The following is a 13,527-nucleotide window of genomic DNA, read 5'->3' on the forward strand; positions in this document are numbered from 1 at the left end:
AATCTTATTAAAAAAAATCCAATTATTTTACGCATTACATTTTCAGACATTTTGCAACTGTATAATTAACTATAATTAACCTTACTTTTGTACTTTAACAAAGAGGCATGATAGAAAACAATGAACTGACTATGAATATGGAAAGCCGGTTATCATTCGACGAATTTCGGAAAGAAGTACTGAATGATTATCGCCTGGCCTGCGAAAGCAGGGAAGTTAGTCTGCTGGCCCGTAAGGAAGTACTTACCGGAAAGGCCAAGTTCGGTATTTTCGGAGATGGAAAGGAAGTGGCACAGATTGCCATGGCCAAATATTTCCAGCCTGGTGATTTTCGCTCGGGTTATTACCGTGACCAGACTTTTGCCTTTGCTACAGGTATTGCCACGCCAGAACAATTCTTTTCACAGATGTATGCCGACCCTGATCTGGCGAATGAGCCATTTTCAGGAGGACGCCAGATGAATTCCCATTTTGCTACACCTAACCTTGCAAAGGATGGTAATTGGCTGGACCTGACCAGTATCAAGAATACCGCAACAGATATGTCGCCTACTGCCGCGCAGATGCCACGCGCGCTGGGGCTTGCTTTCGCATCCAAATTATTCAGAGATGTGGAAGTATTGAAAGAATTCTCCAAGCTATCCAATAACGGTAATGAAATCTGCTTCGCTACTATCGGCGACGCCTCTACATCGGAAGGACATTTCTGGGAAACCATGAATGCAGCCGGCGTACTACAGGTGCCACTGGCGGTATTTGTATGGGACGATGGTTATGGTATCTCCGTACCGCGTAAATACCAGACTACTAAAGATTCAATCAGTGCCGCACTGGAAGGATTCCGTAAAACGGAAGATTCTAACGGTTTTGATATTTATACTGTGAAAGGCTGGGATTATGCCGCTATGTGTGAAACCTTTGAAGCCGGTATCCGGAAGATGAGAGAAACACATATTCCTGCATTATTCCATGTAGAAGAAATGACGCAACCACAGGGCCACTCTACCAGTGGATCTCATGAGCGTTATAAGAGCAAGGAACGTCTGTCCTGGGAAAAGGAGTTCGACTGTAATAACCAGATGAGACAGTGGATACTGGAAAATGCCCTGTCTGACGAAGCGACCCTGCTGGCAGTGGAAGCTGAAGCTAAAACAGTCGCCCAGAATGCGCGTAAAAATGCCTGGGAGAAATATATTACTCCGATCCGTCAGCAGGTACAGCAACTGTTGAGCTATGGTGAAGCCGTGGTGGGGCTGCCTGATGTAAACAGCGAGCTGGTAAAGCAGCTGCTGAAAGATCTGCAGGCAAACCGTGAACCGTTGAGACGCGATGTGCTGAAAACAGCAGCTAGTATCCTGTTTGCACACAGACGTGTAAAAGCGCCTGCGATGGATGCACTGAAGCAGCATTATGAGCATCTGCTTGCGAGCGAAAAGAATAACTATAACTCCCTGTTATATGCAGAAGGCGTCAACTCTGTGCAGAACGTACCGGTTGTGCCGGCAGAATATGACAATAGTGCGCATCCGATAAATGGCTATGAAGTATTAAACAAATACTTTGATCAGCTGATCGAAAACAACCCGAAAGTATTCGCTTTCGGAGAGGATGTAGGTAAGATCGGTGATGTGAACCAGGGTTTTGCCGGTTTACAGCAGAAACATGGTAAGGAACGCATATTTGATACAGGTATCCGTGAGCTCACTATTATGGGCCAGGGTATCGGTATGGCGCTCCGTGGGTTACGTCCTATCGCGGAAATACAATACCTGGATTATCTGATCTATGGTCTGCAACCGCTCAGCGACGATGTGGCCAGTCTCCAATACCGTACAAAAGGTATACAGTACTGTCCTATCATCGTTCGTACCAGAGGTCACCGTCTGGAAGGTATCTGGCACTCCGGTTCTCCGATGAGTATGATCCTTGGTTCTCTGAGAGGAATGAATGTATGTGTACCACGTAACATGGTACAGGCTGCCGGTATGTACAACACCCTCCTGGCCGCTAACGAGCCTGCACTAGTGATCGAATCGCTGAATGGCTACAGGCTGAAAGAGAAACTGCCGGTGAACCTGGGTAGCTTTACGGTGCCGCTGGGCGTACCAGAAGTGGTACACGAGGGTACGGATATTACGATCGTTTCTTATGGTTCTACGCTACGTATTATCGAAGAAGCGATACAGTCTCTGGAGAAATTCGGTATTTCCTGCGAACTGGTAGATATACAGACTTTATTACCATTTGATATCAATCATCAGATTGTTGAATCACTGAAGAAGACAAACCGTATTCTCTTTGTTGATGAAGACGTTCCTGGTGGAGGTACTGCCTATATGTTCCAGCAGGTAATGGAATTGCAGGGTGGTTACAAATGGCTGGATGTTGCACCAAGAACATTGAGTGCACAGGCCCACAGACCTGCATATGGTTCTGACGGGGATTACTTCTCCAAACCAAATGTGGAAGATGTGATCAGGGTAGTGATGGAAATGATAGAAGAATAATCACTGATTATAAGAAAACGCAAGGCATGAGCCTTGCGTTTTTAATTTGTTGTGTAGGTTGTAGGTTTAAGAAGATGTTAATGCTTTGTACAAATATTATAAATTCCGTCCATGATAAATGTATTATAAAATAATAGAATGATTATTTAACATAGCAAGCTGTCCCGCTATTTCCTGATAAGATTAACCAAATGTTATTTCCTATTCTTAGTGATAATTAATATATTAGACATGCTTATTTTTTGTTAGGTTGCGAATGAACGAAATGAATGGATATACAGCACATTGTATCGCCAAAATTTAAAAGAATAAAGCTAAATTGGATAAACATTTAGTCCACGTTAAGAGTTAATAATTTGTCATTTTGTAACACTATTTTGTCAGGAAATGACTTCTAAATTAACCATCAACCCAAATCCCATTTATGAAAGCAGGAGTTCTGTTAGTAGAAGACGATCATTTTTTCGCCAAAGTCATCAAAAGCCATCTTGAAAAAGCAGGCTATCTGGTAGTACATTGCTCTGACGGAGAAGAAGGGTGGAACACTTTTCAGGAACGCCCATTTGATATTTGTCTGTTAGACGTGGTTATGCCTGGAATGGATGGATTCGCCCTGGCCAGAGAGATCAGAGACAGAAATGAGAACATACCTATTATTTTCACTACCTCAAGATATATGGAGCAGGATAAACTAAACGGTTTTGAATGCGGTGGAGATGATTATCTGGTAAAGCCCTTCAATATGGAAGAGCTGCTTTGTCGCATGGACGTGTTTATGAAAAGAAGCCGTCTGCTTCAAAATGATAAACAGATCGTATTTAAACTCGGAACGCTGATCTTCAACTACAGCGAATTCAAAATCTATCATCCTCCCACCAGTCAGACCATCAATCTGCCACCAAAAGAGGCTGAACTGCTGAAATTCCTCTGCGACAATCCTAATAAACGCTTAAAGAGAGAAGGGATCTTGTTAAGTGTATGGGGTAACGATGATTTCTTCACCGGCCGTAGTATGGACGTGTACCTCACCCGTATCCGCAAGCACTTCAAACTGGATAATACCATTAAATTAGAAACGATCCATGGCAAAGGACTACGCCTTGTCATTGAAAGTGAAGTATGCCGCGTGCTCTGATCAACCAGCAAACCTGCGACTCATCAACTGATTATATAAATCAAAAGGCCTCGTCTTGTGACGAGGCCTTTTGATTTATTATCCTTACAAGGAATATTAACGGAGGTTGTGGAAAACCTGCTGTACGTCGTCATCCTGTTCCAGACGATCGATCAGGGTCAGTACTTCTTTCGCCTGTTCTTCGTTCAGTTCTACGGTAGTAGTAGGAATACGCTGCAGTTCCGCACTGATAGGAATGATATTTCTTTCTTCCAGTGCTTTAGACATGTTACCAAACTCTGTGAATGGCGTGTGCAGAACGATATTGCCTTCACTGTCCTCACCGATTTCTTCCAGACCAGCATCGATCAGTTCCAGCTCCAGGTCTTCCAGGTTCTGGCCTTCGTTCTTGATCTTGAATACACCGGTACGGTTAAATATGAAACCTACGGAACCACTGTTACCCAGGGTACCACCTTCTTTGTTGAAGTGCATACGCACGTTAGCAACTGTACGGGTGGTGTTATCTGTAGCAGTTTCCACCATTACAGCTACGCCATGCGGAGCATATCCCTCATATACAACTTCTTCATAGTCAGTCTTGTCCTTACCCATTGCCCTTTTGATAGCCGCTTCTACACGGTCTTTAGGCATGTTAACACCTTTGGCGTTCGCAATACAACGGCGGAGTGCGGGGTTATTTTCAGGATCAGGACCTCCTCCTTTTACTGCAATCGCTATATCCTTGCCTATCCTGGTAAATTGTTTGGCCATTCTGTCCCATCTGGCAAACATGGTGGCCTTTCTTACTTCAAATATTCTTCCCATAGTGGGTATAATTAATTATTAAGAAAATCGAGACGCAAAAATAGTCACTTTTATAGTAATAATAAGCTTCTTCCGCCTTCTTAAAGCAACAAGGCCGGAAAATCATTTGCTTTTGCAGCCTGATTTTCCGACCTCGTTATCTGTATTGTGAGAATAATTTTATTTCTGATTCATTTTTCTGGCTTTACTGTTCTTCACGCTATAACCGAAGTAGATAGCGAAACCGATCAGCAGCCAAACGATAAGACGTGCCCAGTTCTCAATACCCAGGCTGACAATCATCGTCAGACAGAAGATAGCGCCCAGTATCGGAATGAACGGCACTGCTGGTGTTTTAAAGGCACGTGGCAGATCAGGGTTAGTCTTTCTCATAACTATTACACCCAGACAAACCAGTACGAACGCGAACAGTGTACCGATGCTCGTCATATCACCTACAACGCTGTCCGGAACGAATGCAGCAAACAGGGATACGAAAACGAAGAACAGCAGCTGAGATCTGTACGGCGTACGGAATTTAGGATGCAGGTTGGAGAATACTTTTGGTACCAGACCGTCGTTAGACATAGAGTAGAATACTCTTGTCTGACCTAACAGCATCACCAGGATAACAGAAGAGAAACCAGCGAGGATAGCCACCGTTACAAATGTGGACAACCACTGGTAGCCTGGCATATAAGTATCAATTGCATAAGCAACGGAAGCCTCACCACCCTGTTTCAGGAAGTCCTGATAAGGAGCGATACCAGTCAGTACATAAGAGAAGAGGATGTAAAGTACAGTACAGATAGCCAGTGAAGCAAGGATACCTACCGGCATATTTCTTTTCGGATTCTTGGTTTCCTGTGCAGCAGTAGACACCGCATCAAAACCAATGAATGCAAAGAATACAACACCGGCGCCTCGTAGTACCCCTGGTATTCCATGGAACCAGAAGTCGGCATAGTTCACCACTTTACCATTGTGCATAGTTACAGAACCAGCATCAGCAGGAATAGTGAACGGCGTGTGGTTAGCCGGGTTGATAAACTGCCATCCCAGGATGATCAGCAGGATTACGATAGCTACTTTGGTAATAACGATGATGTTATTAACAATTGCAGAACCTTCGATACCACGGATCAGTAACAGAGACAGGAGCAATAATATAAATACCGCAGGTATGTTCATGATACCGTGAACGCCTGCATCGGAAATTTCGAAAGGACTGTGAGACCACTCATAAGGTATGGCGAACCCGGGCCCGAATACCTTTTCAAGCAACTTGTTGAGGTACTGAGACCAACCGATAGCCACAGTAGCGGCGCCAAGTGCATATTCCAGCACAAGATCCCATCCAATGATCCACGCAATAAATTCACCCATTGTAGCGTAAGAGTAGGTGTAAGCACTACCGGCGATAGGGATCATTGAGGCAAACTCAGCGTAACAGAGACCTGCCAGGGCACAACCAATAGCAGCGATAATGAAAGAAATAGTAACAGCCGGACCTGCGTGCTGTCCCGCAGCAGCCGCTGTTCTTACAAAAAGCCCGGCACCGATGATAGCGCCTATACCTAAAGCTATAAGCGATCCCGCACCTAATGTACGTTTGAGACCTTTCTCAGATTCGGACGCTTCAGCTAATAACAGGGAGATTGGCTTTTTTACAAAAAGTTTGCCCATACAAATTGAGATATTGTGGTTGACGTTTAAGTGGTTTAGTTTTGTTGTTTCGTTTTATTACAGATCGCCAAATATAAATATCAAAAAGCAAACCCTCAGCTTTTATTTTACAAATGAACTTACAACTTTACAGTACTAACCTTATTTTTGGGGAATTTTAGCGTTTAGCATAAATATTAATTGTAATTAAAAGGCAAGGAATGAAGAGATCCAACCGGCTTACCTTATTTATATTCATAGCCATGGTATTGGGTATCCTCACAGGATACATAGTGAACGTGAACTACACCGAAATGTACGGTGGTGGCGCTCAGCAGACGATAACTGACAACGGCATCCATGGTGGACTGACCGGGTACATCACAGGATTGAATACAGGCAGGGGCAAGACCGGAGAGACCACTATTCTGAAATTCGCAGATAATATTTCGATTCTTACTGATATATTTTTACGACTGGTAAAAATGATCATTGCTCCGCTAGTATTTTCCACGCTGGTAGTGGGTGTGGCTAAATTGGGGGACATTAAGGCAGTAGGACGTATAGGCGGTAAAACGATGTTATGGTTTATTTCGGCTACTTTCGTTTCTCTTTTCCTTGGACTGATCCTGGTAAATATTATGCAACCTGGCCACTCCCTGAACCTGCCTTTACCTGATACACATGCCAGCAGCGGGGTGGCTGCCTCCAGCATGACGCTCAAAGGTTTTTTCCAGCACGTATTTCCGGATAGCGTGATTAACGCGATGGCACACAACGAAATTCTGCAGATCGTCGTATTTGCATTATTCTTTGGCGTGGCTACTGCTGCTATCGGTACTACCGGCGATATCGTTGTGAAATTCATGGACAGCGTGGCGCATATCATGTTGAAAGTAACCGGATATGTAATGAACTTCGCCCCATTCGCCGTATTTGGCGCCATGGCGGCAATCATTTCACAAAAGGGGCTGGGCATTCTGCTGACCTACGGGAAATTCATCGGACAGTTCTATGTAGGTCTTGCTGCATTATGGATCGTATTAGCTTTTGCAGGATTTGTCGTACTGGGATCCAGGGTATTTACCTTGCTTGGTCTGGTAAAAGATCCGTTATTGCTGGCCTTCAGCACAGCAAGCAGCGAAGCGGCGTATCCGCGTACCATGGAAGAACTGGAGAAGTTCGGTTGCGATAAACGTATTGTCAGTTTCGTACTGCCATTAGGTTATTCCTTTAACCTGGACGGCTCCATGATGTATATGACTTTCGCCAGTCTCTTTATAGCACAGGCATATAGTATGCACCTGGGTATCGAACAACAGATTTCCATGTTGCTGGTACTGATGATCACCAGTAAAGGGATTGCAGGTGTACCAAGGGCTTCCCTGGTGGTAATTGCCGGTACATTATCTATGTTTAATATTCCGGAAGCCGGCTTATTGTTGCTGCTCGGCGTAGATCACCTGTTGGATATGGGACGTTCTGCAACCAACGTGATTGGTAACGCAATGGCTACTGCTGTTGTTTCCAAATGGGAAAACTCACTGGGAACCGAACCGGCAGGCGAGTTAAAGGAAGTATAACAAATCAATAACAGTTTTATGCTTATTTTGCCCATTATCTGTGGAATACAATGCCGGACAGGCATGTGATGCGAAAGGAAGGCAGTGTAAGCACCTATATTAGTACCTGATTTCGAGATTATAAAGAACATATGGACCAGTTTATAGAGTTATTCAAGCACCTTATTAACCCCCAGTGGATCATTGATCACGGTGGACTGTATTTATTACTGCTGATCATTTTCGCAGAAACCGGCCTCTTTGTTGGTTTCTTTCTTCCAGGAGATTCATTGCTTTTTGTAGCTGGTATCTATGTCGGACTGCTGAGCGAAAGTTTTTATAACGTACCATTCGTGTTGATCATGGTGATGATTGCACTGGCGGGAGTTATTGGTAACTATGTCGGATTCTGGTTTGGCCGTAAGTCAGGCCCTCTGCTCTTTAACAGAAAGGATACCTTCTTCTTTAAAAAGAAACACCTTTACCAGGCAAAAGAATTTTATGAAAAATATGGCGGCGGCGCTATCTTCCTGGCCCGCTTCCTGCCGATTATCCGCACATTCGCTCCGATCGTAGCGGGTATCGTACAGATGGAACAGAAACGTTTCATGTTCTTCAACATCATCAGCTCTTTCTGCTGGGTGTTTTCCATGATGCTGGCTGGTCATTATCTAGATAAAGCTTTTCCTTCTTTAAAAGAACATCTGGAGCTGATCGTAATTATATTAATTATTATTACTACATTACCTGTTCTTATTAAACTATTCTTTGGAAAAAGCAAAACATCCACATCCTGATCATGTGATGTGAATGGACTAATAATTATTTCACTGTTATGAAACCGGGTAAGAGCACCTCAACGATTTTCAATGTGGCTGTTTTAGTCGCCTCATTGGGTTATTTCGTGGATATCTATGATCTTTTGCTGTTTACGATCGTCCGGGTGCCAAGTCTGAAAGACCTTGGCGTACCTCAGTCAGAAATTGATACCGGCGTCGGACTCTTACTGATCAATATTCAGATGCTGGGATTACTGCTGGGCGGTATTTTCTGGGGCATCGTAGGAGATAAGAAAGGTCGTTTGAAAGTGTTGTTCGGGTCCATTCTGCTTTACTCAGTCGCTAATATTGCCAATGGATTTGTTACGGGAACTACCGGTTACCTGTTCTGGCGTTTTGTTGCCGGACTGGGACTTGCCGGTGAATTAGGCGCCGGTATTACACTGGTAGCCGAAATACTTCCCAAGGAGAAAAGAGGTTACGGCACGATGATCGTCGCTACTGTCGGCGTGTCTGGTGCAGTAGCAGCTAACCTGATAGCTAAACTGGTGCCCGACTGGCGTTACTGCTACTTTATCGGCGGTGGATTGGGATTGGCATTGTTATTCCTGCGTATCAGCGTGATGGAGTCACATATATTCAATCAGACCGCTGAAAGTAAAACACCCGGCAGAGGCCAGTTCTTTGCATTGTTTAATAACAAAGAGCGTTTTGTTAAATACCTGAAATGTATCCTGCTTGGCACCCCTACCTGGTTTGTAGTAGGTATTCTTGTGGCTTTCTCTAATAAATTTGCCATTGAGATGGGGGTAAAATCGCCGATCGATCCTGGTAATGCAGTAGCATTCTGTTATGCGGGACTGGTACTGGGCGACTTCTCCAGCGGCTATCTGAGTCAGCTGTTAAAAAGCCGGAAACAGGTTATGCTGATCTTCCTGGGACTGACCGCCGCCTGTGTGGCCCTTTATCTGAATCTTTTCGCGGCAGAGGAATGGTTGTTCTATACCGTTTGTTGTGTATTGGGCTTTAGTGTCGGCTTCTGGGCCATCTTTGTAACAATTGCAGCAGAGAGTTTCGGTACTAATCTGCGTGCAACGGTAGCTACCACGGTACCTAACTTTGCAAGAGGGATGTTGTTGTTAATTACTATGGGCTTCAAAGGCTTACAGCATTATGTAAGCTATTTGCAGAGTGGAGTGATTATGGGTGTTATCTGTATCGCGATTGCGATTGTGGCGGCTTATACCGTTGAAGAGACCTTTGGGAAAGACCTTAATTACGTAGAGAAAATATAAAAAAAGAGCGTACTGATTGAGTAATACTACTCAATCAGTACGCTCTTCACTGCTGTTAAAAGCGTGTGAGAATCTTGTCCAGCAATAGGTTTAGCTGCGCAGCTTCTTCTTCCGTAAGCGATAATTTCAGAGAATCTTCTAAATCAGGAAGGTCCTGATCGACTACTTCCAGCAGCGCCAATCCCTTTTCGGTGATCTGTACATCCACGGCTCTGCGATCTACTTCACTACTTTTTCTTTCTACTAATCCAGCTTTTCGAAGACGTTCAACAAGGCGGGAAACGTCACTCATCCTATCCAACATCCTTTCTTTTAACGTATTGATATTAGCTGCCTTAGGATGCTGTCCGCGCAATATGCGCAGGATATTGTATTGCTGCATGGTGATGTCAAACTTCTTGAAGAATTGTTGATGACGTGACACTATCCAGTTGCCGACGAAGATGAGACCAATTAACCCTTTATTATACTCGCTGGTAAAATTTTTCTGCGAGATCAGTTTTTCTATGTTTGACATAAGTGAGAATGTAGTCGGGTTAAAAATACGAATAATCAATCATGCATTTGGCAAACAAAACAGCAGGTTTTGTATAATAGCCGTTGAAACGAATGTAATGAAACTTTTTAGTGACCGGAAAGTATTTATTGCGGGGATAGCAGGAGAGAAGGGGAAAAGAGAGGGTTTATACTCAAAAAGGGGCATAAAGAAAGGCTGACTTATAGCCGGGCATTTTTGGCTACAAAGTCAGCCTTTTATATTAGGATCAATATATTATTATCAGGCTACGACCTTCATGTTGTCCAGCACGTCCATGACTTCCTTAACGTGTATGGCAGAGGTATTCAACAGTTCTTTTTCGCTGTCGTTCAGCTGGAGTTCCAGTATTTTTTCAATACCGTTTTTACCAAGTACAACGGGAACGCCGAGGTAGATGTCTTTCAGGCCATATTCGCCGGTCAGCCATGCACAACAAGGGAATATTCTCTTTTCATCTTTCAGAATAGCTTCTACCATCTGGGCGGCGGCGGCGCCAGGTGCATACCAGGCGGAAGTACCCAGCAGATTAACGATTTCTCCTCCACCTACTTTAGTGCGCTGAATAATAGCTTCCAGTTTATCTGGAGCAACGAGTTCTGTGACCGGTATACCTGATACGGTCGTATAACGTGGGAGTGGCACCATGGTATCTCCGTGACCACCCATCAGGATGGCCTGGATGTCTTTAGGGGAGCAGCCGATTTCATCTGCCAGGAATGCGCGGTAACGGGCTGTATCCAGGATACCGGCCATACCGAATACCTTGCTGCTGTCTTTCTGTGCAGTAAGGTATGCGCAATATGTCATTACATCCAGTGGGTTGCTCACAACAATGATCACCGCATCCGGAGAGTATTTGCTGATATTTTCCGTAACTGACTTAACGATATTGGCATTGGTGGAAATCAGGTCATCCCTGCTCATACCCGGTTTACGGGGTAAGCCGGAAGTGATCACTACTACGTCGCTGTTAGCCGTTTTCGTGTAATCAGAAGTAACACCCGTCACCTTCGTGCTATAATAATCAATCGGGGCCTGCTGCCAGGTATCCAACGCTTTTCCTTCTGCTGTACCTTCCTTAATATCCAATAACACAACTTCCTGCAAGAAATCTCTGTGGGCCAGTACATTAGCACAGGTTGCGCCTACATTGCCAGCTCCTACGACAGTAACTTTCATCGTTTGTATAAAATTTAAGAGGTGAAGAATATGAGGATAAAACAAATGTAACCAATGGCCACTGAAACAGGCCCGCAATGGATTAATTAAGATATGTCATCAATTCTTCCATTTTTACCGTGCCTTCAAAGCCTTTCACGAACTTTTGTTTTTTGTCATAGACAAACAGTCCGGGGAAGTAATGCAGATTGTAGAAATACATGATCTGGCGGGTAGGCTCACTGGCCATTATAATATTCGGGTAATTTTTGATGTTGTAACTGTTATAATACTGTTTCATCTGTTCCGGCTGGAATGGCGTCAGCATCAGGATACGTGTTTTCTTGAACTTGTCGATGTTCTGTAATACTTCCTGGGTCAGGTGTTTACAATGATCACAATCTACACTAAAAACAAAGACAAGCGTCTTTTCGTTCTTTTTCAGACTATCCTTTGTATTAATTATATGTCCGTCCGGCAAGGTGACTTTGTAGTTAGGCACTACTGGAAATTGCAGATAAGGTGGCTGGTCTGTTGGTCCGACTGCTGTTTTAGATTTGCTCTGCGCTTGTAATAAAAAAGGCAGGCAGCAGCATAAGATGGTCAGAAAACGCTTCATGTGTTAGTCTAATTTTGAACGCTTGAGTTTTGTATCAGACTAAAGGTATCGAATTTTGTAATAGCCTAAACCAGGGCTAAGCGTCTCATAACCTTTATTTTGAGGCATTATTCTACTTAAATAAGGACCATAGGGGTACCTTTGGCGGCAGGTAGGGACATAGTTTCGAATTTTTTATAAAAAAATTACTAGATTACCCTTCCTTACACTATGTTTGCATTCCTAAAAAAAATAATAGGTAAGAAGAGGGTCTCTGTATAACACTAAAACAAATCAGGAAGCGATCAGTTCCATGAGGGATTTTGTCAGAATGACTTACTTTTGCAGTCCTAACGTATTTTTAACTTTATAAAATTTAGTATCCTTTTATGGCTACCACTGCAGATATCAGAACAGGATTGATTATAAAGCTGGATAACAGCTTATATTCTGTTGTAGAGTTTGGTCAGAACAAAACAGCCCGTGCCGCTGCTAAAGTATGGGCTAAACTGAAAGGTGTTGACAATAGCAGATCTATTGAACACACCTGGAACTCAGGCGACACTATATACCCTGTGCGTGTTGAGAAGAAGGCATTCCAGTTTTTATACCAGGATGACAGTGGTTACAACTTCATGGATAATGAGACTTTCGAGCAGATCGCTTTACCAGAAACGATGATCGATGCCCCTCAGTTCCTGAAAGAAGGCCAGGAAGTAGGTGTTTCTATCAACACCGAGACTGAACAACCAATGAGCGTAGAACTGCCTGACAAGATCGTTGTAAAAGTTACTTACTCCGAGCCAGGTCTGAAGGGTGATACAGCTACCCGTACGCTGAAACCAGCTACCGTTGAAACCGGTGCTACCGTAAACGTTCCACTGTTCGTAAACGAAGGTGAACTTATCAGAGTAAACACCAAGAATGGTGAATACATCGAGAGAGTAAAAGAATAGTTTTAGTCCATATTATCTACTTACAAGCATTAACTAAACCAAAAACTGTCTACATGGATTTTAAACAGATTCAGGAGCTGGTAAAAATGGTCAATAAGTCCAATATCAGTGAACTGAGCATAGAGCAGGACAAGTTTAAGATTACAATAAAACAAAAAGATAATGAACAGCCGGTTTACGCTGTTCCCGCAGTAGCTGCTCCGGTTTATCAGCCAGTACCACAGGCCGCACCTGTAGCTCAGGCAACAGCAGCGCCAGAAGCGCCTAAAGCTGAAGCAAAAGCTGATAACCTGGTGACTATCAAATCTCCAATGATCGGTACTTTCTACCGTAGCCCTGGTCCGGACAAACCTTCTTTCGTGAATGTCGGCGATGACGTAACTTCAGGTAAAGTGGTTTGTATCATTGAAGCAATGAAACTCTTCAATGAAATCGAAAGTGAAGTGAGCGGTAAAATAGTAAAGGTACTGGTAGACGACGCTTCCCCTGTGGAGTACGATCAGCCTTTGTTTTTGGTAGAACCATAATTTAATTCTTTAAAAGGTTGG

General features: G+C 43.7%; 12 protein-coding genes. 7 read left to right on the forward strand and 5 right to left on the reverse strand.

Translation table 11 applies throughout. The annotated features are described in order from the left end of the window. Window positions 1–107: 107 nt before the first annotated feature. Together CPIN_RS08270 and CPIN_RS08275 are read left to right on the forward strand one after the other, a co-directional pair. Window positions 108–2,507, forward strand: a complete 2,400-nt coding sequence (locus CPIN_RS08270; RefSeq protein WP_012789320.1) for an alpha-ketoacid dehydrogenase subunit alpha/beta — start codon at window positions 108–110, stop codon at window positions 2,505–2,507. 424 nt (window positions 2,508–2,931) lie between these two features. Then, complete coding sequence (locus CPIN_RS08275) at window positions 2,932–3,642, forward strand: response regulator transcription factor (protein ID WP_012789321.1); 711 nt, start codon at window positions 2,932–2,934, stop codon at window positions 3,640–3,642. Window positions 3,643–3,738: 96 nt separating this feature from the next. Here CPIN_RS08275 and CPIN_RS08280 read toward each other — a convergent pair whose 3' ends face one another. Beyond that, window positions 3,739–4,449 (reverse strand): YebC/PmpR family DNA-binding transcriptional regulator, encoded by a 711-nt coding sequence (locus CPIN_RS08280; RefSeq protein ID WP_012789322.1) that lies wholly within the window; start codon window positions 4,447–4,449, stop codon window positions 3,739–3,741. A 159-nt stretch (window positions 4,450–4,608) separates the two neighbouring features. Beyond that, window positions 4,609–6,114, reverse strand: coding sequence for an amino acid permease (locus tag CPIN_RS08285; RefSeq protein WP_012789323.1), 1,506 nt, complete (start codon window positions 6,112–6,114; stop codon window positions 4,609–4,611). A gap of 200 nt (window positions 6,115–6,314) precedes the next feature. Between CPIN_RS08285 and CPIN_RS08290 the strand changes: the two genes are divergently transcribed. The 3 genes from CPIN_RS08290 to CPIN_RS08300 all read left to right on the forward strand — a co-directional run bounded on the left by CPIN_RS08290 (window position 6,315) and on the right by CPIN_RS08300 (window position 9,729). After that, window positions 6,315–7,676 carry a dicarboxylate/amino acid:cation symporter gene (locus CPIN_RS08290; protein ID WP_012789324.1) on the forward strand — a complete coding sequence of 454 codons (1,362 nt, stop codon included), beginning with the start codon at window positions 6,315–6,317 and terminating at the stop codon, window positions 7,674–7,676. A gap of 131 nt (window positions 7,677–7,807) precedes the next feature. Next, window positions 7,808–8,452, forward strand: coding sequence for a DedA family protein (locus CPIN_RS08295; protein WP_012789325.1), 645 nt, complete (start codon window positions 7,808–7,810; stop codon window positions 8,450–8,452). Between the two features lie 38 nt (window positions 8,453–8,490). After that, window positions 8,491–9,729, forward strand: coding sequence for an MFS transporter (locus CPIN_RS08300; RefSeq protein WP_012789326.1), 1,239 nt, complete (start codon window positions 8,491–8,493; stop codon window positions 9,727–9,729). Window positions 9,730–9,784: 55 nt separating this feature from the next. Here the strand turns inward: CPIN_RS08300 and CPIN_RS08305 are convergent, their stop codons facing one another. The 3 genes from CPIN_RS08305 to CPIN_RS08320 all read right to left on the reverse strand — a co-directional run bounded on the left by CPIN_RS08305 (window position 9,785) and on the right by CPIN_RS08320 (window position 12,044). After that, a complete protein-coding gene (locus CPIN_RS08305; RefSeq protein WP_012789327.1) occupies window positions 9,785–10,246 on the reverse strand; it encodes a MarR family winged helix-turn-helix transcriptional regulator in 462 nt (153 codons plus the stop codon). Between the two features lie 261 nt (window positions 10,247–10,507). After that, window positions 10,508–11,446: a malate dehydrogenase gene (gene mdh, locus CPIN_RS08315; RefSeq protein ID WP_012789328.1), complete on the reverse strand. Its 939-nt coding sequence runs from the start codon at window positions 11,444–11,446 to the stop codon at window positions 10,508–10,510. An 82-nt stretch (window positions 11,447–11,528) separates the two neighbouring features. After that, window positions 11,529–12,044 (reverse strand): peroxiredoxin family protein, encoded by a 516-nt coding sequence (locus tag CPIN_RS08320; protein ID WP_012789329.1) that lies wholly within the window; start codon window positions 12,042–12,044, stop codon window positions 11,529–11,531. Window positions 12,045–12,412: 368 nt separating this feature from the next. Between CPIN_RS08320 and efp the strand changes: the two genes are divergently transcribed. Then, on the forward strand, window positions 12,413–12,979 hold the full coding sequence (gene efp, locus CPIN_RS08325; RefSeq protein WP_012789330.1) for an elongation factor P: 567 nt from the start codon (window positions 12,413–12,415) through the stop codon (window positions 12,977–12,979). Between the two features lie 53 nt (window positions 12,980–13,032). After that, window positions 13,033–13,506 carry an acetyl-CoA carboxylase biotin carboxyl carrier protein gene (accB, locus tag CPIN_RS08330; protein WP_012789331.1) on the forward strand — a complete coding sequence of 158 codons (474 nt, stop codon included), beginning with the start codon at window positions 13,033–13,035 and terminating at the stop codon, window positions 13,504–13,506. Window positions 13,507–13,527: the final 21 nt, after the last annotated feature.

It is taken from the genome of Chitinophaga pinensis DSM 2588, assembly GCF_000024005.1.
Classification (GTDB): domain Bacteria; phylum Bacteroidota; class Bacteroidia; order Chitinophagales; family Chitinophagaceae; genus Chitinophaga; species Chitinophaga pinensis.